Consider the following 23,434-nt stretch of genomic DNA (forward strand, 5'->3'; position numbering starts at 1 on the left):
AAGTCCCATGCTTTCGAACGACAAGAAAAAGACCCCCGCAGGAGACGGCGAAGGGGTCGACCAGAAGCTTCCCCTCATGCGCTGCGGCGCGCTGAGCCTGCAGCACGTGCTCGTGATGTACGCGGGCACGGTGGCGGTGCCGCTGATCGTGGGCGGCGCGCTCGGCCTCTCGAAGGCCGACATCGCCTTCCTCATCAATGCCGACCTGCTGGCCGCCGGCATCGCCACGCTGGTGCAGGCCATCGGCTTCTGGCGCTTCGGCATCCGCATGCCCGTGATGATGGGCGTGACCTTCGCGGCCGTCGGCCCGATGATCGCGATCGGCATCGATCCCTCGCTGGGCCTGCCCGCGATCTACGGCGCCACCATCGTGGCGGGGCTGTTCGGCATCGCGCTCGCGCCGCTGATGGGACGCGTGCTCGGCGTGTTCCCGCCGCTGGTGACGGGCACGGTCATCACGCTGATCGGCGTCTCGCTGATGGTGGTGGCGATCCACTGGGCCGCGGGCGGGCAGCCCACCTCGACGCGCAGCATCGAGGGCGTCGCGCATGCGGTGGCCAACCCGGCCTACGGCGAGCCGGTGAACCTCGCCATCGCCGCGGCCGTGCTGGCGGCGATCGTCGCGATCACGCGCTTCGGCAAGGGCCTCATCGCCAACATCGCGGTGCTGCTGGGCATCGTCTTCGGCGTGCTGCTGTCGCTGGCGCTCGGCCGCATGCAGTTCGACGGCCTCGAGGAAGCGAGCTGGCTGGCCGTGACCACGCCCTTCCACTTCGGCCTGCCGCGCTTCGAGCTCACGGCCATCGCCTCGATGTGCGTCGTGATGCTGATCACCCTGGTCGAATCGACCGGCATGTTCCTCGCGCTCGGCGAGATCACGGGCCGCAAGGTCGACACCGACGCGCTCTCGCGCGGCCTGCGCGCCGACGGCCTGGGCACGGTGATCGGCGGCGTGTTCAACACCTTCCCCTACACCTCGTTCTCGCAGAACGTGGGGCTGGTCACGGTCACGGGCGTGCGCTCGCGCTACGTGGCGGCCGGCGGCGGCGTGCTGCTGATCGCGCTCGCGCTGTTCCCCAAGGTCGCGCACGTGGTGGCATCGGTGCCTTCCTTCGTGCTCGGGGGCGCGGGCATCGTGATGTTCGGCATGGTCGCTGCCACTGGCATCCGCATCCTCGGCAGCATCGACTACGCACGCGAGCGCCACGCGCTCTACGTGATCGCGATCTCGGTCGGCCTCGGGCTGATCCCCACGCTGTCGCCGAACTTCTTCCAGCACTTCCCGGCCTGGACCCATCCGCTGACGCACAGCGGCATCGTGCTCGGCACGGTCGCCGCGGTGCTGCTCAATCTCTTCTACAACGGCGTGCAGTCGAGGGAGCGTTCCTTCACACTGGCAGCACGCACCTCGCACGGAACCGAATGACATGACTTCCTCCATCGCCTCCTCGCCCCGGCCGCTGCGCGTGCTGCGCCACGCCGACGTGCTCGTCACCATGGACGCCGCGCGGCGCGAGATCGCCGATGGCGCGCTGGTGATCGACGGGCCGGCCATCGCCTGGGTCGGTGCCACGGCCGAGCTGCCGCCGGTCTACCTCGAGGCGCTGCGCAGCGGCGGTGCCGAGGCCATCGACCTGCACGGCCACGTGCTGATGCCGGGCCTGGTGAACACGCACCACCACATGTACCAGAGCCTCACGCGCGCGGTGCCCGAGGCGCAGGACGCCGAGCTGTTCGGCTGGCTCACCCACCTCTACCTGCTGTGGGCGCGGCTCACGCCCGAGATGATCCGCGTGTCGACCCAGACCGCGATGGCCGAGCTGATGCTCTCGGGCTGCACCACCACCAGCGACCACCTCTACCTGTTCCCCAACGGCGCGCGGCTCGACGATTCGATCGAGGCGGCCGCCACGATGGGCATGCGCTTCCACGCCGCGCGCGGCAGCATGAGCGTGGGCCGCAGCGCCGGCGGCCTGCCGCCCGACGAGGTGGTGGAGAGCGAGGCCGCGATCCTGCGCGACAGCGAGCGGCTGATCGATCGCTGGCACGATGCCTCGCGCCACTCGATGCGGCGCATCGTGCTCGCGCCCTGCTCGCCGTTCTCGGTCTCGCGCGAGCTCATGCGCGACTCGGCGCTGCTCGCGCGCGAGCGCGGCGTGTCGCTGCACACGCACCTGGCCGAGAACGACAACGACGTCGCCTACTCGCGCGAGAAGTTCGGCATGACGCCGGCCGAGTACGCCGAGGATCTGGGCTGGGTCGGCCGCGACGTCTGGCATGCGCACTGCGTGAAGCTCGACGAAGCGGGCATCGCCCTCTTCGGCCGCACCGGCACCGGCGTGGCCCATTGCCCGTGCTCGAACATGCGGCTGGCCTCGGGCATCGCGCCCATCGGCGCCATGCGCCGCGCCGGCGTGCCGGTGGGCCTGGGCGTGGACGGCAGCGCCTCGAACGACGGCGCGCACCTGCTCGGCGAGGCGCGCCAGGCCATGCTGCTGCAGCGCGTGGGCCATGGCCCGGCCGCGATGACGGCGCGCGAGGCGCTCGAGATCGCGACCCTGGGCGGCGCGCGCGTGCTGGGCCGCGACGACATCGGCGCGCTCGCGCCGGGCATGTCGGCCGACATGGTGGGCTTCGACCTGCGCGGCGTGTCGCACGCGGGCGCGGGGCACGACCCGGTCGCGGCGCTGGTGTTCTGCACGCCGGCCTCGGCCGCGCTCAGCATCATCGACGGGCAGGTGCGCATCCGCGAGGGCCGCTTCGTCGATCTCGAGCTGCCGCCGCTGCTCGCGCGGCACCGCGAGCTCGCGCGCACGCTGTACGAGCGCGCGCGGCATCCGCACACGGCCTGAGACGCTGAACAGCACCTGACCGGCGTGCGCTTTCGCAACGCCGGATGCGAACCTTCGCCCTAGGCAGCTACCCGCATTGCGGGCGCCATGCCTCGTCCGCAGAATCCGCTGGCTCGAATAGAACGAGCGTTCGATTTTGTCGGCCAGGGCGAGAACCATCGGCCGATGTTCCAGATGCACGACAACAACAGGGAACACTAGCGATGAAACGCAGAGAACTCCTCAAGGGCGCGGCCGCGGCCGGCACCGCAGCGGGATTCGGCAGCCTGCTGGCCGGCGCGCCATCCACCGCTTCGGCCGCGCTGCCGGTGCCCAGGCCCACCTTGCCGCAGAAGATCGATCCGATCAGCGCCACCTTGCGCCGGCTCGAACTCGTGAGCCGGCAGGCCACCTACCTCTGGACCGAGTCGCACCTCAACCTCGCGGGCGTGCCGATGGGCACTGTCGTGCCGCCAGCCGAACTGCCGGCGCTCGAGCACCAGTTGCTGACCTTGTCGCGCGCGCTCGAGGCGGCCGTGAACTTCGCGGCCTCCTTCGCCACCAGCCCGCTCGCCAGCGGCAGCCTGCAGACGCTCGACAACCTGCGCACGCGGCTTTCGAGCCTGCAGGCCAGCTTCGCGCAGCTGCTGTCGCAGAACGCCGGCCTGCTCACGCTGCCGGCCGCGGCGCTCGCATTGCTGGGCACGCTGACCGGCACCGCGGGCGACATCGCCACCCAGTTGCGCCAGGTGCACCAGGACCTGATGACGCAGGGCCTGCTCGGCGGGCCGCGCACCGTGGCGCAGTACGACGCGCTGTTCGCGACCATCGAGAAGCCGTCGATCGCGCAGGTCTTCCGCGACAACGCGCTGTTCGCCTGGATGCGCGTGGCCGGCCCGAACCCGATGCTGATCCGCAAGGCCAGCGTGCTGCCCTCGAAGTTCCCGCTGACCGACGCGCAGTACCGGCAGGCCATGGGCAACGCCGACAGCCTCGCCGACGCGGCCGCCGAGGGCCGCCTCTACCTGCTCGACTACGAGGGCCTGGGCGACATGGCGCCCACGGGCCCGGTGACCAAGCCGCTGACCGGCACCGCCTATGTCTTCATGCCGATCGCGCTGTTCGCGCGGCCCAGGGCCGGCCGTTCATTGGTGCCCGTGGCCATCCAGTGCGGCCAGAACCCGGCGCAGCATCCGATCTTCCTGCGCGTGGACGACGCCTCGAACGCCGAGGCCTACTGGGCCTGGCAGTCGGCCAAGACCACGGTGCAGGTGGCCGACTTCAACTACCACGAGATGTTCGTGCACCTGGGCCGCACGCACCTGATGTCGGAGGCCTTCGCGATGGCCACGCAGCGCCAGCTCGCGACCGCGCATCCGCTGAGCCGCCTGCTGTCGCCGCACCTCGAGGGCGCGATGTTCATCAACGAGGCGGCCACGCTGATCATCATGGCGCCGCTGACCACGGGCGACGGCATCCTCGCAGCGCCGATCGAGACCCTGCAGCGCGAGTGCGGCCGCGACCGCCTGGCCTACGACTTCCAGGCCAACCTGATGCTGCCCGACGAGTTGCGCGCGCGCGGCGTCGACAACCCGAACGAGTTGCCCGAGTACCCGTACCGCGACGACGCGCTGCTGCTGTGGAACGCGATCGCGCAATGGGTGGGCGAGTACGTCGCGACCTACTACCTCAGCGACGCCGACGTGAGCGGCGACCACGAGCTGCAGGCCTGGGCCGTCGACCTATCGACCCACGGCAAGGTGAAGGGGCTGCCGGCCATTTCCACGCGCGCCAGGCTGGCCGACGTGATCACGGCCATCGTCTTCAACACCAGCGCGCAGCATGCGGCCGTGAACTTCCCGCAGCTCTCGGTGATGACCTACGCGCCCTTCAGCGCGGGCATGGCCGGCACGCCGGCGCCCGCCTCGACGGCCGGCCAGTCGGAGGCCACCTGGTCGCAGATGCTGCCCGCGCGGCTCGCGGCGCAGGAGCAGATCCTGCTGTTCCACATCCTCGGCGGCGTCTACTACCGGCCGCTCGGCGAGTACAAGGACAACGCGTTTCCGCACCTGCCGGTGCTGATCGATCCCGCGATCGCGGGCCAGGGCGGGCCGCTCGAGCGCTTCCGCGCGGCGCTGGCGAACATCGAAACGACGATCAAGCAGCGCAACACGACGCGCTCGCGGCCCTACGAGCACCTGCTGCCGAGCCGGATTCCGTCGAGCACGAACATCTGAGCGGACGCTGGACAGGTTGTCGAATTCGGGTTTCCGTCCGCTCCCGCGTTCAATACTGCGCCACCACCCCGCCAGCACCGCCATCCGCCAACGTCGCCGGATCCTCCAGCACCGCGGCCACGTCGCCCAGGTATTGCCCCACCACCGGCTCGTGCGTGAGGTTCAGCATGTGGTGGATGCCGTCGGGGTTCTTCACGTAGCCCACGGTCCAGCCGCGCGCGCCGAGGCCGCGGCCGATGGCGCCCATGTCGCGCGCGGGCGAGCCGAAGGCGAAGATCGACAGCTCGGGCCGGCCCAGCGTGGGCAGGCCCAGCGCATCGAGGCCCTGCTGCATCGCGCGCCGCGTCGCGAGCACGCGCTCGGTCACGCGCAGATAGCCCGCATGGCCCAGGTAGTTCATCACCGCCCAGGCCGCGGCGATGGCGCCGCCCGCGCGCGTGCCCACCAGCGTGTGGGTGAAGTATTGGCCGCGCGGCCAGTCGTCGAAGTAGTAGCCCATCAGCGCGAAGGCCTCGGGATCGGCGAAGAACAGGGTCGAGGCGCCCTTGGCGGTGTAGCCGTACTTGTGCAGGTCGGCCGAGATCGAGGTCACGCCCTCGACCGCGAAATCGAAGTCGGGGATGTCGGCGCCGAGCTCGCGCGCGAACGGCGCGAAGTAGCCGCCCACGCAGGCATCGACATGCATCCAGCAGCCGTGCTCGCGCGCCAGCGCCGCGATCTCGGGAATGGGATCGACCACGCCGTGCGGAAAGGCCGGCGCCGAGCCCACCACCATCGCGGTGTCGGGCGTGAAGGCGGCGCGCATCGCCGCCGGGTCGGCGCGGAAGTCGGCCGCCAGCGGCGTGCGCACCGGCACCAGGCCGAGGAAGTGCGCGGCCTTGTCGAAGGCCGGATGCGCGCTCCGGGGCATCAGGATCTCGGGCCTGGCCATGCCGGGGCGGCGCGCCAGCGCGCGGTCGCGCGCGCACTTGACCGCGAGGAAGATGCTCTCGGTGCCGCCGGTGGTCATGGCGCCGCGCGACTCGGCACCGCCGTGCAGCAGCGAAAGGCCCATCTCCACCACCTCGCGCTCGAAGGTCGCGAGGCTCGCGAAAGCGCGCGGGCCCAGGCCGTTCTCGGAGAAGTACATCAGGTAGGCCTTCTTGGCCACCTCGAGCACGTCCTCGCCCGCATAGTGGATGAACATCGGCACGCGGCCGTTGCGCCAGTCGGCGTCGCCGCGGCCGGCCTCCTCGAGCCGCCGCTGCAGTTCGGGCCAGGACGTGCCTTGCTCGGGGAGTGTCAGTGCCATGGTCGCTTCATCCTTCCTTGCCGCCCCAATGGACGACCTTGTTTTCGAGTGCCCGCGCCAGCAGGTCGAGCAGGTAGCCGAGGATCGCCATGATCAGCGCGCCGACGATCACGACGTTGGTGAGCAGGAAGTCGGAGGCCGACATCGCCATGTAGGCGATGCCCGCGTTGGTGGCGATCATCTCGGCGCCCACCAGCATGGTCACGCCCAGGCCGATGCTCACGCGGATGCCGGTGAAGATGCCCGGCAGGCTGGCCGGGAAGATCACGCGCCGGAAGATCATGGCGCGCGAGGCACCGAGCGCCATCGCGGCCTGCACCTTGCGCCGGCCCACCGCGCGCACCGCCTGCATGGCGCTGATCGAGAGGATCGGGAACAGCGCGAGCACGATGATCACGATCTTCGAGACCTCGCCGATGCCGAACCAGATGATGAGCAGCGGCAGCAGCGCGAGCTTGGGCATCGGCCGCGTGATCTCGATCGGCGGATCGAGCACCGCCTTCACGGTCTCGTTCATGCCCATCCACAGCCCCAGCGGCACCGCCACCAGCACGGTGAGGACGAAGGAGGCGCCGAAGCGGAACAGGCTGATGCCCAGGTGGTGCGCGAGCGTCTTGCCCTGGTAGCCGTTCTGCATGAGCTGGAGGAAGGTGTTCCACACCGACATCGGCGAAGGCAGGAACAGCGGCGCGACCAGCGGCTGGTCGCCCACGATCGGCACGGTGATCAGCAGCCACAGCACGAACAGCGCGGCGAAGGAGCCGAGGTTGATCCAGCGCGCGCGGGTGCGTGCGCCGTTGGGCCGGTTGGGCGCGGCGCTCATCGCTGGGCCTCCTGGTGCTGCGCGGCCAGCGCCTCCTCGCGCAGCAGGCCGAAGATCTCGGCCTTCATGCGCGCGAACTCGGCGCTCGCGACCACGGCCGGGTCGTCGCTCTGCGCGAAGCCCGGATGGAACTTCGCCTTGATGCGGCCCGGGCGCGCCGACATCACGACGATCTCGGTCGCGAGGAACAGCGCCTCGTCGATGCTGTGGGTGATCCACAGCACGGTCTTGCGCGTCTCGTGCCAGATGCGCTTGATCTCCTCCTGCAGCAGCTCGCGCGTCTGTGCGTCGAGCGCGGCGAAGGGCTCGTCCATCAGCAGGATCTCGGGCGAATTGGCGAGCGCGCGCGCGATGCCCACGCGCTGCTGCATGCCGCCCGAGAGCTCGTAGGGATAGCGCTTCGCGAAGCCCGCGAGGCCGACCATCTCGAGGTATTGCGAGGCGATGCGCGTGGCCTCGGCGGCCGACTTGCCCGTGGCCAGCGGCCCGAAGGCCACGTTGTCGATCACGCGCATCCAGGTGAACAGCGCGCCCTGCTGGAACACCACGCCGCGGCGCGGATCGGGGCCGCGCACCGGCTGGCCGTCCATCAGCACGCGGCCGGCCGTGGGCTGCTCGAAGCCCGCGAGGATGTTCAGCAGCGTGCTCTTGCCGCAGCCCGAGGGGCCGAGCAGGCAGGCGAAGGCGCCCTCCGCGATGTCGAGCGTGATCGGCTCCAGCGCCTGCACCGCGTCGGGGCCGTCGCCGAAGCGCTTGGAGACTTCCTCGAAACGGACCTTGGGCGTGCCCGCCTGCTGCGGTGGCAGTCCCATGGCCTCAGGCGGCCATCTTGGCGACGAAGCTCGAATCGACGAGCCCGCTCAGGTCCTTGGGCATGGCCGATATCTGCGCCGACTCCAGGAGGAACTGCGCCTGCGTCTGCAAGGTCTTGAGCACGCCCGTGTCCTTCTCGCCGGGCTTGCCCATCCAGTGGCTCTGCAGCTGCTCGCGCGCGGGCACCGGGTAGAAGGTGTTGAGCGAGCGCATCACCGCGGCCTCGTCGACGTTGAGGAACTTCGTCATGGTCTCGACCACTTCCTTCGGTTCCTGCTTGAAGGTGCGCGCGATCTGTTCGTAGTCCTTGAGGAAGGCCAGCACCAGGTCGGGCGACTTCTGCTTGAACTCGTCGCGCACCAGCAGGCCGTCGAAGATCAGCAGGTTGTTCTTGTTGAGGTCGCCGGTCTTGAAGATGATCTTGCCGCCGTCCTCGGTCAGGCGCGGCAGCACCGGCACCCAGATGTAGCTGGCATCGATCTCGCGGCGCTGCCAGGCCGAGGCGATCTGGTCGGCGCGCATGTTGATGAGTTGCACGTCCGCCAGCCCGATGCCCGCGGTCTTGAGCGCCGCCACCGCGGCGAAGTGCACCGAGGTGTTGAACGGCAGGCCGATCTTCTTGCCCTTGAGCCCCGCCACCGTGGTGATGCCCGAGTTGCCCTGCACCACCAGGCATTCGCTGTCGACGATGTTCTTGTAGACGTAGACCATCGAGGCCTTCAGCCCGTTGGCGTAGCCGACCATCATCGGGCTGGAGCCGATGTTGCACATGTCGAGGCTGCCGCCGGCCATGGCCGCGATCACCTCGGAGCCCGCGCGCACGGTCACGAAGTCGGCGCTGGTGCCGGCGCCGAAGGTCTTGGCCGCCATGTTCTTCGCGCGGATGTAGTTCTGCGCATCGATGGCGCCGAAGGTACCGAGCTTGACCGAGCGCGACTGCGCGGCGGCCGGGCCCGAGGCCCCCAGCAGCAGCGAGCCGGCGGAGGAGGCCAGCAGCATGTGGGCGCTGGCCATGTGGAACTCGCGGCGGGAGAGATTCAACTTCATGCGACGGCCTTTCTTCGAACAGACGAAGGAACTGGAGCCCCGGCAACGAGGCCTTGGGCCGCACTTTAGGCGATCAGAATATATTCTGTCTACGCAAAAACCCGACCCAGCCGCTTTTTCAGGGCTTGAGCAGCCGGATAAGGTAGCGCGAGCCGTGCGTCAGGTCGTCGCGCATCGCCTGTCCGAGCGCGTCGCCGTCGCGCCGGCGCAGCGCGTCCATCGCGGTCAGATGCGTCTCGTGGCCCGTGAGACTGCCGCAGTACTGCGGGAACAGCAGGTTGAGCGTGGGGCCGACGCGCAGCCATAGGCTCTCGATGATGCGGATCAGGATGGCCTGGCCCGAGGCTCGATATATCGAGAGATGGAATTCGGTGTTCTCGAGCAGGGTGCGGTGCGCATCGCCGGCCTGGATCGCCGCCAGGTGCGCCTGCACCACGCCGTCGAGGCGCTCGATCTCGTCGTTCGAGATGCGCGGCGCGGCCTCCTTGGCCGCCAGGCATTCGAGCTCCATGCGGATCTTGAGGATCTCGCGGTAGGTCTCGACATCGAGGCGCGGCACGCGGATGGTGCGGCCGTTGACCACCTCGAGCCCGTGCTCCACCACCAGCCGCTGCACCGCCTCGCGCACCGGCGTCAGGCTCACGCCCTGGCTCTCGGCCACGCCGCGCACGGTCAGCACCTGCTCGGGCAGCAGCGCGCCGGTCATCAGCGACTGGCGAAGCTGCTGGTAGACCTGGTCGGTCAGCGTGTCGGCGCGCGCGCCCTGCGCGTAGTCCGGCGGCACCGCTTCCGCATGGGCGGCGCGGCGCGCGCGCGGGCGGACGTCGGGTCGGCGGGCGGTGGGCTTGGAAGCGGGCATCGGGGGTCGGCTCGAAGAATCTGTCGCTTGAATATACTCTGCCGCCCCAGACCGCCCGGACGGCGGCTCAGGCCGGCGCGACGCGGCGGCCGCGCCCCATGACGCGGTAGAGCAGGAAGGCCGCGATCGAGACGTTGACGAGGTTCCAGCCGATGCCGTTGAGGAAGGCCGCGTGGTAGCTGCCCGTGAGGTCGAACACCTTGCCCGACATCCAGCCGCCGAGCGCCATGCCGAACAGCGTGAACATCAGCACCGTGCCCACGCGCGCGCCCGCCTCGGAGGCCGGGAAGTGCTCGCGCACGATGATCGCGTACGAGGGCACGATGCCGCCCTGGAACAGGCCGAACAGCGCCGACACCACGTACAGCGGCACCAGCCCGTCGAAGGGCAGGAACAGCAGCAGCGCCACGCACTGCAGCGCGCCGCCGAGCAGCAGCGTGCGCAGCCCGCCGATGCGGTCGCAGATGGCGCCCGACACCAGCCGGCTCACCACGCCGAAGGCCAGCATCAGCGAGAGCATCTGCGCGCCGCGCGCGGCGCCGAAGCCGAGGTCGCTGCAGTAGGCCACGATGTGCACCTGCGGCATCGCCATCGCCACGCAGCAGGCCACGCCCGCCACGCACAGCAGGCCCTGCGCCGCGCCGGTGCTGAAGCCGAAGGGCCGCGCGAGGTTGCGCACCGCGGCGCCGCCGGGACCGGCAACGGGCGGTGCCGCGACGGCCGCCGGCGGACGCGCGCGGAAGAAGAAGGCCAGCGCCACCATCGTGACGCTGCAGAACAGTCCCATCCCGATGTAGGTCTGGCGCCAGCCCACGGTCTCGATGAAGTGCTGCACGATCGGCGGCCACACCGCGCCCGCCACGTAGTTGCCGCTGGCGCAGATCGCCACCGCGATGCCGCGCCGCTTGACGAACCACAGCGAGGTGTCGGCCACCAGCGGCGCGAAGGCCACCGAGCTGCCGAGCAGGCCGACCAGCAGGGTCTGGGCGATGGTGAAGGAGACGATGCCGCCGGCGAGGCCCGAGGCGACGTAGCCGAGACCGAGGCAGACGGCGCCGCCGAGCAGCGGCCACATGATGCCGAAGCGGTCGGCCAGCTTGCCCATGAGCACGCCGCCGATGCCGAAGCCCAGCATCAGCAGCGTGTAGGGCAGCGAGGCCTGCGCGCGGTCGATGCCGAACTCGGCCTGCACCGAGGGCAGCATCACCGACACCACGTACATGCCGCTGCTGCCGACGGTCATGATCAGCAGCGTGAGGCCCAGCCGCACCATGGCGTAGCGCGAATCGGGCTGGTGGGAGGGGTGGCGTGCGGCGAGCGTCTCCGTCATCGTTCTCTTTCTTGTCCTGCATGCGTCCGTCAGGGCGACGGCGAGGTCGAGCATACAAGGCAAGCCGCGATGGCGCACGAACGCACCGCGCGCCGACGGCGCGGCAATGCCCGGGGGCTCGTCAGCCCACCGACGGCGCGACCAGAGGCTGCGCGGCCGAGGCCTTGGGCATCGGACCGCCCGGCCTGGGCTTGTCGTCGCAACCGGCGGCCATCAGGCCGAGGCAGCAGCAGAGTGCGAGGAAGAGGTGTCGCATGGCGGGCATGCTAGGCCCGCCCGATGGGCGGTCAAGTCGGACGCGGGCCCGATCGCGCCGCCGTGAAAACGGAACTCAGCGCCCGGGCCGCTCGCCGGCCGCGAGGCGGCGCTCGATGTCGTCGAGCACCGGCATGAGCTCGGCCACGCTGTCGATCACGTAGTGGGCACCGGCCGCCTTCAGCTGCTCGGTGGCCTGCTCGCGGCGTGCCTGCTGCTCGTCGGCGCCGAGCGCCTGCCATTCGGCCAGGGTCAGCCCCATCACGTTGCCGCTGACCGCGAGGCCCACGGCCCAGGTGCCCGCGTTCAGGCCTTCCTCGAGGCCCACGCCGGTGTCGTCGACCTTCACCACGGCGTGGGCCGGCCACACGCCGAGGTCGGCGAAGCAGCGGTACATCATCAGCGGCGAAGGCCGGCCGGCCGCGAGGTCGCCCGCGCACACGAGGTTGTCGGGCACATAGCCGCCCTGCGCGGCGATGGCCGCGACCACCTCCATGATCGGGCGGTTGTAGCCGGTGGTCGAACCGATCTTCATGCCGCGCGCACGCGCGGCGGCCACGGCGTCGAGCGCGCCCGGAATGAAGTCGGCATGGTCGCGCGCGCTGGCGGCATTCATCGGCGTGAACACCTCGTAGAGCCGGTCGACATCGGCATCGTTGAAGGCATGGCCGTGCTTCGTCTCCCACTGCGCGGCGATGCGCGGCTGCGAGCCCAGCGCCTTGATGTGGTCCCACTTGGCCATGCCCATCGGGCCGCGCGCCTCGGCGATGGTGATCTCGATGCCGAACTGCTCGAACAGCTTCACGAAGGCGCCCATGGGCGCGCACGAGCCGAAGTCGAGGATGGTGCCGGCCCAGTCGAAGACGACGGCCTGGAGCCTGGAGGAATGCGTGGCGGACATGAAGAAGAACTCGCGTGAATGAAAAGGGATCACCAGCCGGCGAACACGTCGTGCGCGATGCCGAAGCCGGTGCTGGCGCCGGTGCCGCTGGTGACCAGCACCACGCGGGTCGCGTCGTCGGGCGCGTCGATCACGCAGGGCGTGGTCTTCGAGGAGGGATAGACGCCGTTCCAGCGCTCGACGATCTGCGCGCTCTCGAGGTCGAGCGTGCTGCGCAGGTGGCGCAGGATCAGGCGGTCGACCTCCTCCAGCGCGAAAGGCTCGGGCGCGGCGGCGTAGTGGTGCGAATCGCCGACCACCAGCGAGCCGTCGGCGCTCTGCACCACGATCAGGTGGATACCGTGCGCGAGCGAAGCCGCCTCCTCCTGCTGCAGGCGCTCGCGCAGCGCGGCGGCCTCGGGCAGCGTGCTGTAGCCCTCGTAGCGCACCAGGCTCAGGTCCATCATCACCGCGCCCGGCAGCCGGAAGCCGGCCTCGGGCTGCACGCGCAGCATCTGCAGCCGGCACAGCGTGAGGTCGTGGGCCGCGATGCGATCGGCGAACAGGCCGTGCAGTTCGCTGTTGGTGCAGACCACCACGCGCTCGGCATGCAGCTCGCCGCGCGAGGTGCGCACGCGCGGCGTCTGCACCTCGAGCACCGCCTCGCCGAAGCGGAAGCTCACGCCGTGCGCGCGCGCCAGCCAGGTGGCGAGCCGGGCGATCGCGGTGCGCGATTCCACGCGCAGCTCGTGCGGGCTGAACAGCACCGAGCGCGCCTCGGCCAGGTGCAGCGCGGGCGCCTTGGCCTGGGCCTCGGCGGCATCGATGAGTTGGCAGGCCTCGCCCATGGGCGTGCGCATGAAGGCCTCGAGCACCGCATGCGCCTCGGGCCGGTAGGCCGCGAGCCACAGGTGGCGGTGCACGATGTCGATGTCGGCCTGCGGCGCGATCTCCTGCCACACGTCGCGCGAATGCATGGCGCGGCGCCAGCTGTCGCCCGGCGCCTGGCCGGTCACGGTGATGAAGCCGAAGTTGCGGATCGAGGCGCCGATGCAGGCGGCGTCTCGCTCGACCACGCAGACCCGCAGGCCGCGCCTGGCGGCGGTGTAGGCATGCGCGAGGCCGACGATGCCGGCGCCGACGACGATGACGTCGAAGGAGGAGGAGTTGGGAGCGGCGGTCAACGGTGTCTCCAGGCTTGGGTGCGCACGAGCGCCCAGCGGCCGGCCAGCGCGAACAGGCCGCGACCGGCGGCGGCCGTGAGCATGATCAGCGAGGCCATGGCCGCGGCGGGTGCCACGTCGCCGGCATCGTCCATGTTGAGCACGGCGATGGCGGCCAGCGTGGTCTGCGGCGAATAGAGGAACACGACGGCCGACACGGTGGTCATCGCGTTGACGAAGAAGTAGCCGCCGACGTTGAGCACCGTGGGCAGCGCGACCGGCAGGTGCACCCGCCACAGGGTGCGCCAGAACGGGATGCCCATCGATTCGGAGACCAGCTCGTACTCGCGGTCGAGCTGGCGCAGCGCGGTCAGCGAGGTGAGGTGCGCGACCGAGAAGAAGTGGGCCACGGTGCAGACCACGAGGATGGTCATGCTGCCGTAGATGGCGCGCAGCGGGTTCGAGGGCGAGATGAAGAAGAAGATGTAGCCCACGCCGAGCACCAGGCCCGGCACCGCGAGCGGCAGGTTGGCCAGCAGGTTCAGCAGTTCGCGCAGCAGGCCGAAGTGGCGCGGCTTCTCGACCAGGTAGGCCGAGACGAAGGTGAGGAGCGCGCCCGCCACGGCGGCGCAGACCGCGAGCCGCAGCGAGTTGAAGTAGCTGCCCCAGCCGCCGCCGTCCATGTTGCTGAAGTCGTAGTTCTTCAGCGAGGGCGCGAGCTGGTAGGGCCAATAGGTGGCGAGCGAGGCGAACACGGCCATGCCGATCATCACGAGGATGGCGCAGGCCGTGAGCGCGCAGAACACCAGCAGCGCGCGGTCGCGCGTGCGTACCGGCTCGGGCTGGTAGGGCGTGGCGCGCGCCGACAGCGCGGCCGCCTGCTTGCGACGCACGTGGCGCTCGACCAGGAAGGACAGCACGGCCGGGATCAGCAGCACGAAGCCCACCACCGCGCCCATCTGGAAGTTCTGCTGCCCGACCACCTGCTTGTAGATGTCGGTCGCGAGCACGCCGGTCTGGCCGCCCACCACCTTGGGCACGCCGAAGTCGGTGATCACCAGCACGAACACCACCATCGCGGCCACGATCAGCCCGTAGCGCGTGGACGGCAGGGTGACGGTGCGGAACATGCGCCAGCGCGAAGCACCGAGGGTCTGCGCGGCCTCGTAGAGGCGGCCGTCGGAGGTCGCCATCGCGGTGGTGAGGATCAGGAGCGCATGCGGCAGGGTCCAGAACACCGAGCCCAGCACGATGCCCAGCGGGCCATAGATGGACGCGCCACCGAGCAGGCCCTTGAAGAGGCCCTGGTTGCCGAACAGGTAGACCAGGCTGATGGCGGGCAGCAGCGAGGGCGCGAGCAGCGGTATCAGCGCGACGGCGCGCAGCACGCCCTTGGCCGGCATGCACGAGAGCGTGAGGCCATACGCGTAGACGTAGGCGATGGCGGTGCAGATGACGGCGCTGATCGCGGCCAGCCAGAGGCTGTTGAAGGCGGACTGGACCAGGGCGGGGTTGTCGAGGTAGCGCGCGAAGTTGGCGAGGCCCACGAAGGCGCCTTCGCGGTCGAAGAAGCTCTGGCCGACGAGTGCGCCTACGGGCAGTGCGACGATGACCAGCAGCAATGCGACGACGAGCAGTACAGCGGCGCCGGTGAGCCAGCGTTCGCGGTCTACGGCGTTGGCGCGTATCGGCGCCATGGGTGTAGCGATGACGTCTGGGGTGCTGCTCATTTTTTTTGTCCGGGGCGCGTGCACAGGACAGCGGGTACTTCCCTCCGCGAATGTCCCCCGCCTTCGGCTCCTCCTTTATTTCGCTGCGGGAAGCACCCACTGCCCTGTGCACGGAGGCGCAGCAGTGGTGCCAGCCGGTTCAACCGACCTGCTCCAGACTCACGTCGATGGGGTACTCCCCGCAGCGAAATCAAGGAGGAGGCCGAAGGCCGGGGGACATTCGCGGAGGGGAGTACCCCGTCGGCGTGAGTCCGCCCCGAACCTTGCATCGCAAGACAACACGTCATTCAATGCGCCAGCACCGACAGCGCATGCAAAGGCAACTGGATATGCACCATGCTGCTCGGCACCAGCGGCTCGCCGCCATTGCCTTGCGCATCGGCCGGCAGCTCGGCCTCGATCTCGATGCCCAGCGGCTCGCAGGCCAGGCGCGCGGCGGTGCGGTTGCCGAAGAACTCGGTGTCGAGCAGGCGTGCCGCGAAGCTGTTGGCGCCGAGTTCGGCACCGAAGCGCTTCACCACCACATGCTCGGGACGGATGCCCACGGTGGCCTGCGAACCCACGCTGAGGTTGCCGGGGGCGCAGAACAGCTCGGCATCGCGCACGCGCACCTTGCCATCGGCCAGCACCGTGGCCGGCAGCATGTTCATGCGGCCGACGAAGCCCGCGACGAAACGCGTGCGCGGCTGGCGGTAGAGCTCGTCGGGGGTGCCGGCCTGCTCGATGCGCCCGTCGTGCATCAGCACCACACGGTCGGCCATCGAGAGTGCCTCTTCCTGGTCGTGCGTGACCATGATGGTGACGATGCCCAGGCGCTTCTGCAGCGCGCGGATCTCGGTGCGCAGGCTCGCTCGCACCTGCGCGTCGAGCGCGGACAGCGGCTCGTCGAGCAGCAGCAGGCGCGGATTGGGCGCGAGCGCACGCGCCAGCGCTACGCGCTGCTGCTGGCCGCCCGAGAGTTGTACCGGGTACTTGTCGGCATGCGCCGCCAGGCCCACCAGGTCGAGCATCTCGCGCGAACGCTTGGCCATTTCGCGCGCCAGCGCGCCCGTGGGATGCAGGCCATAGGCGATGTTCTGCGCCGCCGTCAGGTTGGGGAACAGCGCATACGACTGGAACACCACCCCGAAGCCACGCGCCGCCGGCGGCAGGCCCGCGATGTCCTGGCCGCCGAGCAGGATCTGCCCGCGGTCCGCGCGCTCGATGCCGCAGACGATGCGCAGCAAGGTCGTCTTGCCGCAGCCCGAGGGGCCGAGCAGGCAGACGAACTCGCCGGGTTCGATGTCGAGGTCGATGCCGTCGAGCACGCGGGTGGCACCGAAGGATTTTTCGATACCGCGCAGGGACAGGAAGCTGGTCATGTCAATGGTCAAGCTGAGGCAAATACGGGATCGGACTTCCGTACGCGAAGGGCGCGAAGATTTCGCAAAGAGCGCGAAAGGAATCCATGAAAGGATTTCTGCTGCATCTTTTGCGTCCTTCGCGAAACCTTCGCGTCCTCTGCGTCCGGCTGCCCGTATTCAGATCACATCGGCTTCTTTTCCGACTTCGATTCGTAGCGCTTCGACCACTCGGCCAGGATGCGGTCGCGGTTCGCGGCGGCCCAGGTGAAGTCGTTCTTGGCCAGCAGCTTCTCCACGTCGCCCGGCACGAATTCCAGCTTCTCCTGGATGCCCGGCAGCGCGAGCACCGCGAAGTTCTTCGCGTAGAGCTCGTTGGCCTGCTTCGTCACGGCCCAGTCGGCCAGCGCCTTGGCGGCTTCCTGCTTCTTGCTGGTCTTGATGATGCCGGTGGCTTCCATGTCCCAGCCCAGGCCTTCCTTGGGCAGCACGATGTCGATCGGCGCGCCGTCGCGCTTGGTCTTGTTGGCGCGGTATTCGAAGGACATGCCGAGCGCGAACTCGCCGGCGCCGGCCTGGCGGCAGGGCTTGCTGCCCGACTGGCTGTAGATGCCGATGTTCTGGTGCAGCGCGTCCATGTACTTCCAGGCCTTGTCCTCGCCCATCATCTGGATCCAGCCCGAGACCATCAGGTAGCCGGTGCCCGAGGCGGCCGGGTTCGGCATCGTGATCTGGCCCTTGTAGACCGGGTTCGTGAGGTCGGCCCAGCTCGTGGGCTTGGGCAGGTTCTTCTTGGTCGCTTCGGCGGTGTTGAAGCAGATGGCCGAGGACCACACGTCCATGCCCACCCACTTGGGCGGGTTGGCCGGATCGCGCATGGTGGGCTTCACCGCGTCGAGCCCCTTGGGGGCGTAGGGCTGCAGCATGCCTTCCTTGTCGAGCAGCATCAGCGAGGTGGCGGCCAGGCCCCACACCACGTCGGCCTGCGGGTTGGCCTTCTCGGCCAGCAGCTTGGCGGTGACGATGCCGGTGGAGTCGCGCACGAACTTCAGCTCGATGGTCGGGTTCTCCTTCTCGAACGCGGCCTTGTAGGCCTGCACCTGATCGGCCTCGAGCGCGGTATAGACCAGCAGCTCGGTGCGGCCCTGGGCGGTGGCGGCGAAGGCCAGCGAAAGCAGGGCGGGCACGGCGGCCCAGCGAAGACAACGACGCAGCATGGTGAGATCCCTCGGGAAAGAAATGAAGCGGAAAGCGAAAGAAAAACGAAAACGCAACACGGTGGCGCAGGCCTGCCGTGGACGCGGCGATGCTGGCAGCGGCGTGTGACAGGGATTTGTCAAACGCATGCGCCAGGGCCCGCCAAGACCCTCTTTTCGACGCGGCCCGCGCCAGCGGTCACGGCCTTGTCATCGAGATCCGCGAACTTCGGTGTGCTGTCGCCCGCGCTTCGTTTCAGAACAATGACACTCGACCTCGCCGAGATCGCCCGCCTTTTTGCCGAACGCGGCGGCGTGGCCTATGCGGGCGAGCCCGTGTCGCAGGCCGAGCACGCGCTGCAATGCGCCTGGCTGGCCGAGCAGGCCGAGGCCGGCGATGCGCTGGTCACGGCCGCGCTGCTGCACGACCTGGGCCACATGCTGATCACCGAGCACCAGACGCTCGAGCGCTCGCCGACCGAGCTCGGCATCGACGACCGCCACCAGTACATCGCGCTGCCGCTGCTGCGCGGCGCCTTCGGGCTCGAGGTGCGCGAACCGATCCGGCTGCACGTGGATGCCAAGCGCTACCTCTGCGCGACCCGGCCCGACTACTTCGCGCGGCTCTCGCCCGATTCGGTGCGCAGCCTGCAACTGCAGGGCGGGCCGATGAACGACGCGGCCGCGCGGCGCTTCGCCGACCATCCGTGGTCGGGCGATGCGATCCGGCTGCGACTGTGGGACGAGGAGGCGAAGGTCGAAGGCCTGAAGACGCCGCCGCTCTCGCATTTCCTGGCGACCGCGGCGCGCGTGATGCTGAACACCTGGTGAGGGCAGCGCGGGCCGGTCGCATGCCGTGCCGGCATGTTTCAGCCCGGTTTAAGAAACATTTGTCTACTATGGTCTCCTCACGATGACCGGCGCGCCTGCGCCAGCGAGGAAAGCCAGCATGTCTCCCACCGTCAACGAACGCGCCCGCAGCTTCCTGCAGGTGCTGCGGCGCGTCTTCGCGCTCGCGGCGCCCTACTTCCGATCCGAGGAGAAATGGCGGGCGCGGCTCATGCTGCTGGGCATCGTCGCACTGAACCTGTTCTATGTGTACGTGGCCGTGCTGGGCAACCAGTGGTATGGCCGCTTCTACGACGCGCTGCAGAACAAGGACGCCGTGAGCTTCTGGCGCGAGGTCCGGGTCTTCGGCTGGATCGCCTTCTTCAACATCGCGGTGCAGGTGCTCAAGTTCTACGTGACGCAGCTGCTGCAGCTGCGCTGGCGCACCTGGATGACACGCGACTACCTGTCGCGCTGGATGTCCGACCGCACCTTCTATCACCTCGAGCTCGCGCGCTACGCGAACCAGAACAGCCATGCGCCCGACAACCCCGACCAGCGGATCCAGGAGGACATGCAGCTGTTCACCGACTACACGATGACGCTGTCGATGGGCCTGCTGAATGCCGTGGTCACGCTGGTGAGCTTCGTCGGCATCCTCTGGGGCCTGTCGGGCAACTTCTCCTTCTCGCTGGGCGGCAGCACCTACCAGATCGCGGGCGCCATGGTCTGGCTGGCCGTCGTCTATTGCGTGGTCGGCACGGCCATCACCCACTTCGTCGGCCGGCCGCTGATCGGCATCAACTTCCGCCAGCAGCGCTTCGAGGCCGACTTCCGCCATCACCTGGTGCGGGTGCGCGAGTACAGCGAGGCCATCGCGCTCGACAAGGGCGAGAAGGTGGAGCACGCCCAGCTCGACCTGCGCTTCGGCAGCGTCCTGCGCAACTACCTGCTGCTCATCAAGCAGCAGAAGAACCTGGTCACCTTCACCTCGTTCTTCGGCCAGGCCGCGGTGATCTTCCCGTTCCTGGTCGCCGGCCCGCGCTTCTTCGGCGGCGCCATCCAGCTGGGGCAGCTGATGCAGATCGGCTCGGCCTTCGACAAGGTGCAGGGCTCGCTGAGCTGGTTCGTCGACAACTACGACCGCGTGGCGATCTGGCGCGCGACCACCGACCGCCTGACCAGCTTCGACGACGCCATGCGCGCCCACGCGGCCCAGTCCATGCCGCTGCAGCGCGAGCAGAACGCCGAGCTGCGCACCGACGATCTCGCGGTCTCGCTGCCCGACGGCACACCGCTGCTCGCCGGCGCCGCGCTGGCCGTGAAGTCCGGCGAGAGCGTGCTGCTGCAAGGCCCCTCGGGCAGCGGCAAGTCGACGCTGTTCCGCACCTTCGCGGGCATCTGGCCATTCTCGAAGGGGCGCCTGCAGGTGCCCGACAACGTCGCCTTCATGCCGCAGCGCCCCTACGTGCCCGACGGCAAGCTGCGCGATGCGCTGACCTACCCCAACCCCGCCACCGACTTCAGCGACGACCAGCTGCGCCAGGCCCTGAACGACGCCCTGCTGCCCGACCTTGCCGGCCGGCTCGACGACAGCGATGCCTGGAGCCAGAAGCTCTCGGGCGGCGAGCAGCAGCGCCTGGCGATCGCGCGCGTGCTGCTGCGCAAGCCGGCCTGGCTGTTCGCCGACGAGATCACGAGCGCGCTCGATGCCCAGGCCGAGAGCACGCTCTACCGGCGGCTGGGCGCGATGGTGCAGGCAGCGGGCGGTTCGATGGTGTCGATCGCGCACCGCGCGGCGGTGGGCGAGTTCCACGGCCAGCGCTGGACGCTGGTGCCGCAGGCCGACGGCGCGGCCGGCGGCGCGCGCTACCGGCTCGAAGCCTCGGCGGCTCCGGCGGCGGCCACGTAGCGATCCCAGCCCTTGGCGCGCAGCTCGCAAGCCGGACACTCGCCGCACCCATAGCCCCAGGCCTGCCGGTGCGTGCGGTCGCCCAGGTAGCAGGTGTGGGTCTCCTCCACGATCAGGTCGACCAGCGGCTGGCCGCCGAGGCGGTGCGCGAGCTGCCAGGTCTCGGCCTTGTCGATCCACATCAGCGGCGTGTCGATCACCAGCCGGCGCTCCAGCCCTAGCGACAGCGCGAGCTGCATCGCCTTCATGGTGTCGTCGCGGCAGTCGGGGTAGCCCGAGAAGTCGGTCTCGCAGACGCCGGTGACGATCACCTGCAGCCCGCGCCGGTAGGCCAGCGCGCCGGCCAGCGTGAGGAACAGCAGGTTGCGTCCCGGCACGAAGGTGTTGGGCAGGCCGTCGGCCTGCATCTCGAACGCGACCTCCTCGGTCAGCGAGGAGCCGCCGAGCTGCGCCAGCGCCGCCAGCGTGAGCACGTGGTCCTGGCCCAGACGCGGCGCCCAGTCGGGAAAACGCTCGCGCAGCGAGGCGAGGATGCCGGCGCGCACGTCGAGCTCGACGCGGTGGCGCTGGCCGTAGTCGAAGCCCAGGGTCTCGACGCGCTGGTACTTCGAGAGGGCATCGGCCAGGCAGGTGGTGGAGTCCTGCCCGCCGGAGAACAGGACGAGGGCGGTGGTGTGCAGGGGCATGATGGGCTCGAGGAATGAATGGCAAGGCGCATCGGTGCGCGGGAACGACGGAGCTGTAGTCCGAACGCGCGATTTTCGCAGCCCGCGCCGCGGGCGCTACCCGCGGCCCCCGGGCCTCGCTACGATGGCCGCGACACCCCACCCATCCGCACCGCCGCCATGACCACCAAACACCTCGCCGCCTGGGCCGCCACCTTCCTGGTGATGGCGCTGATCGATTCGCTCTGGCTCGGCGTGATCGCCAAGAACCTCTACCAGCAGGGGCTGGGCCACCTGATGGCCTCCGAGCCCAGGCTGGGCTTCGCGGCACTGTTCTACCTGCTGTACCCGGTGGGGCTGGTGTTCTTCGCGGTGCTGCCCGGCGCCGAGGCCGTGAGCCTCGCGCGCACCGCGCTGCTGGGCGCCCTGCTCGGCCTGTTCGCCTACGCGACCTACGACCTCACCAACCTCTCGATCATGAAGGGCTGGCCGCTGGGCCTGTCGCTGCTCGACATGGCCTGGGGCACCTTCGCGAGCGGCGTGGCGGCAACGGCGGGCGGGGCGGCGCTGCGCTGGGCGGCGTCCCGCTGAAATCGCGCCGGCCGGGCATGGCGCGCTTTTTTTAACGGCGCGTCGAACTTTTCATGCCCGCGTGCATCGCGTCACGCGAGAGTCATGCGGCCTCCCTAGATTGCTTCTCCAGAAACGGCGCGCAGGAGGCGCGCCGAACGGATAACCACCAAGGGAGTCGCATGACCCGACACTTCATTGCCCCGGCGCTGCTGGGCGTTTCACTGCTGCTGTCCGCCTGCGGCGGCAGCGACAGCCACGGCGGCCTGCTGCCGCTGATTCCACCCACCAACCCGCCGGCGGCGGAAGCGCCGAAGAACATCTTGTTCTTCCTCGGCGACGGCATGGGCATCACCACGCTGACCGCCGCGCGCATCTACAAGGTCGGCGAGGACGGCGACCTCACGATCGACACGCTGCCCGAGACGGCCTTCGTCCACACCTATTCGAACGACGCCCAGGTGACCGACAGCGCGCCCTCGATGTCGGCCTACATGACCGGCGTGAAGATGAACAACGAAGTCATCTCGATGAGCCCCGACACCCAGGCCACCGATGCCGCGGGCAAGGCCTACCACGCCAGCTTCGACAGCACCTGCCCCCCGAGCAACGGCCGCGCGGTGGAAACGTTGCTCGAGCAGAGCAAGGCCCGTGGCTACGCGACCGGCGTGGTGACCACCACGCGCATCACGCACGCCACGCCCGCGGCCACCTACGCGCACGTGTGCCACCGCGACGCCGAGAACACCATCGCCGCCGCGCTGGTGCCCGGCGGCGCCGGCTACAACACCAGGCTGGGCGACGGCGTCGACGTCGTCTTCGGCGGCGGCACCGACTACTTCACGCCCAAGGAAGACGGCGGCAAGCGCAACGACAAGCGCAACCTGATCGCCGAACTGAAGAGCGCGAAGTACGGCTTCGCCGCCAGCAAGGCCGAGTTCGACAAGCTGCCGGCCGACGGCACGACCAAGATCGCCGGCCTGTTCACCAAGAGCCACATGGCCTACGACCTGGACCGCGACGCCGGCAAGGAACCGAGCCTGGCCGAGATGACCGGCAAGGCCATCGACGCGCTGGCCGCGCGCAGGAAGGGCTTCTTCCTGATGGTGGAAGGCGGTCGCATCGACCATGCGCTGCACGCCACCAACGCGCGCCGCGCGCTGCAGGACACGGGCGCCTTCGACGACGCCATCAAGCTCGCGCTCGACAAGATGAAGGCCATCGACCCGGGCCTGAAGAACACGCTGGTGGTGGTCACGGCCGACCACGACCACACGCTGCAGCTCAACGGCTATGCCGCGCGCACCGGCAAGACCGAGGCCGGCAAGCCGGGCGTGCTCGGCCTGGTGAAGGACTACGTCGACACCAGCAAGACCAGCAAGGACGTGGACGGCAACCCGTACACCATCATCGGTTTCGGCAACGGCCCGCGCCGCCTGTCCTCGCGCGGCCCGATCGGCGACGCCGAGCTCGAAGGCAAGGACTACAGGCAGGAAGCCGTGGTGCCGATGGACGCGGCCAGCGACTCCGAGACGCATGGCGGCGCCGACGTGTTCCTCGGCGCGCAGGGCCTGGGCGCGGAGAACTTCTCCGGCGTGATCACCAACACGGACGTGTTCGGCCTGATCCGGAAGGCGGTCGGCCTCTGAGGCACGCACCGCAGC

General features: G+C 69.4%; 20 protein-coding genes. 7 read left to right on the top strand and 13 right to left on the bottom strand.

All coding sequences use genetic code 11. From position 1 onward, the window contains the following. Positions 1-7 precede the first annotated feature (7 nt). From ACODT0_RS31760 to ACODT0_RS31770, 3 genes are all read left to right on the top strand, one after another. Complete coding sequence (locus ACODT0_RS31760; protein ID WP_489043100.1) at positions 8-1,426, top strand: nucleobase:cation symporter-2 family protein; 1,419 nt, start codon at positions 8-10, stop codon at positions 1,424-1,426. Between the two features lies 1 nt (position 1,427). After that, positions 1,428-2,852, top strand: coding sequence for an 8-oxoguanine deaminase (locus tag ACODT0_RS31765; protein ID WP_489043101.1), 1,425 nt, complete (start codon positions 1,428-1,430; stop codon positions 2,850-2,852). 203 nt (positions 2,853-3,055) lie between these two features. Continuing rightward, positions 3,056-5,068: a lipoxygenase family protein gene (locus ACODT0_RS31770; RefSeq protein WP_422097946.1), complete on the top strand. Its 2,013-nt coding sequence runs from the start codon at positions 3,056-3,058 to the stop codon at positions 5,066-5,068. Between the two features lie 49 nt (positions 5,069-5,117). Here the strand turns inward: ACODT0_RS31770 and ACODT0_RS31775 are convergent, their stop codons facing one another. The 12 genes from ACODT0_RS31775 to ACODT0_RS31830 all read right to left on the bottom strand — a co-directional run bounded on the left by ACODT0_RS31775 (position 5,118) and on the right by ACODT0_RS31830 (position 17,816). After that, positions 5,118-6,359 (bottom strand): pyridoxal phosphate-dependent decarboxylase family protein, encoded by a 1,242-nt coding sequence (locus ACODT0_RS31775; RefSeq protein WP_261217736.1) that lies wholly within the window; start codon positions 6,357-6,359, stop codon positions 5,118-5,120. A 7-nt stretch (positions 6,360-6,366) separates the two neighbouring features. Continuing rightward, complete coding sequence (locus ACODT0_RS31780) at positions 6,367-7,182, bottom strand: ABC transporter permease (RefSeq protein ID WP_057593781.1); 816 nt, start codon at positions 7,180-7,182, stop codon at positions 6,367-6,369. Next, the gene (locus ACODT0_RS31785) at positions 7,179-7,994 is read right to left on the bottom strand and encodes an ABC transporter ATP-binding protein (protein ID WP_261217737.1); all 816 of its coding nucleotides are present in this window, start codon (positions 7,992-7,994) and stop codon (positions 7,179-7,181) included. The genes ACODT0_RS31780 and ACODT0_RS31785 overlap by 4 nt, the downstream gene beginning before the upstream one ends. Before the next feature lie 4 nt (positions 7,995-7,998). Next, a complete protein-coding gene (locus ACODT0_RS31790; protein ID WP_489043102.1) occupies positions 7,999-9,042 on the bottom strand; it encodes a taurine ABC transporter substrate-binding protein in 1,044 nt (347 codons plus the stop codon). A 118-nt stretch (positions 9,043-9,160) separates the two neighbouring features. Continuing rightward, positions 9,161-9,901, bottom strand: a complete 741-nt coding sequence (locus ACODT0_RS31795; RefSeq protein ID WP_489043103.1) for a GntR family transcriptional regulator — start codon at positions 9,899-9,901, stop codon at positions 9,161-9,163. A 67-nt stretch (positions 9,902-9,968) separates the two neighbouring features. After that, positions 9,969-11,231, bottom strand: coding sequence for an MFS transporter (locus tag ACODT0_RS31800; RefSeq protein WP_057593784.1), 1,263 nt, complete (start codon positions 11,229-11,231; stop codon positions 9,969-9,971). A 121-nt stretch (positions 11,232-11,352) separates the two neighbouring features. Continuing rightward, positions 11,353-11,487: a hypothetical protein gene (locus ACODT0_RS31805; RefSeq protein ID WP_412179451.1), complete on the bottom strand. Its 135-nt coding sequence runs from the start codon at positions 11,485-11,487 to the stop codon at positions 11,353-11,355. A gap of 75 nt (positions 11,488-11,562) precedes the next feature. Beyond that, entirely contained in the window at positions 11,563-12,387 is an 825-nt protein-coding gene (gene phnX / locus ACODT0_RS31810) for a phosphonoacetaldehyde hydrolase (protein ID WP_489043104.1), read from the bottom strand. Between the two features lie 29 nt (positions 12,388-12,416). Next, a complete protein-coding gene (locus ACODT0_RS31815; protein WP_296734392.1) occupies positions 12,417-13,550 on the bottom strand; it encodes a TIGR03364 family FAD-dependent oxidoreductase in 1,134 nt (377 codons plus the stop codon). Continuing rightward, positions 13,547-15,259, bottom strand: a complete 1,713-nt coding sequence (locus tag ACODT0_RS31820; protein WP_489043105.1) for a putative 2-aminoethylphosphonate ABC transporter permease subunit — start codon at positions 15,257-15,259, stop codon at positions 13,547-13,549. The genes ACODT0_RS31815 and ACODT0_RS31820 overlap by 4 nt, the downstream gene beginning before the upstream one ends. 287 nt (positions 15,260-15,546) lie before the next feature. Beyond that, positions 15,547-16,620, bottom strand: coding sequence for an ABC transporter ATP-binding protein (locus ACODT0_RS31825; RefSeq protein WP_261217891.1), 1,074 nt, complete (start codon positions 16,618-16,620; stop codon positions 15,547-15,549). Between the two features lie 164 nt (positions 16,621-16,784). Further along, positions 16,785-17,816, bottom strand: a complete 1,032-nt coding sequence (locus tag ACODT0_RS31830; RefSeq protein ID WP_057593792.1) for a putative 2-aminoethylphosphonate ABC transporter substrate-binding protein — start codon at positions 17,814-17,816, stop codon at positions 16,785-16,787. A gap of 243 nt (positions 17,817-18,059) precedes the next feature. On the opposite strand from ACODT0_RS31830, the gene ACODT0_RS31835 reads away from it, so the two are divergent. After that, a complete protein-coding gene (locus ACODT0_RS31835) occupies positions 18,060-18,626 on the top strand; it encodes a phosphonate degradation HD-domain oxygenase (RefSeq protein ID WP_261217892.1) in 567 nt (188 codons plus the stop codon). 118 nt (positions 18,627-18,744) lie between these two features. After that, positions 18,745-20,535 carry an ABC transporter ATP-binding protein/permease gene (locus tag ACODT0_RS31840; protein ID WP_489043106.1) on the top strand — a complete coding sequence of 597 codons (1,791 nt, stop codon included), beginning with the start codon at positions 18,745-18,747 and terminating at the stop codon, positions 20,533-20,535. On the opposite strand, the gene queC is transcribed toward ACODT0_RS31840, so the two are convergent. Continuing rightward, on the bottom strand, positions 20,493-21,221 hold the full coding sequence (queC, locus tag ACODT0_RS31845; RefSeq protein WP_422097951.1) for a 7-cyano-7-deazaguanine synthase QueC: 729 nt from the start codon (positions 21,219-21,221) through the stop codon (positions 20,493-20,495). The genes ACODT0_RS31840 and queC overlap by 43 nt on opposite strands. 159 nt (positions 21,222-21,380) lie before the next feature. On the opposite strand from queC, the gene ACODT0_RS31850 reads away from it, so the two are divergent. Then, positions 21,381-21,791 (top strand): DUF2177 family protein, encoded by a 411-nt coding sequence (locus ACODT0_RS31850; RefSeq protein WP_489043107.1) that lies wholly within the window; start codon positions 21,381-21,383, stop codon positions 21,789-21,791. Positions 21,792-21,952: 161 nt separating this feature from the next. Then, positions 21,953-23,419: an alkaline phosphatase gene (locus tag ACODT0_RS31855; RefSeq protein ID WP_489043108.1), complete on the top strand. Its 1,467-nt coding sequence runs from the start codon at positions 21,953-21,955 to the stop codon at positions 23,417-23,419. Positions 23,420-23,434: the final 15 nt, after the last annotated feature.

The organism is Variovorax sp. FG153 (genome assembly GCF_057809595.1).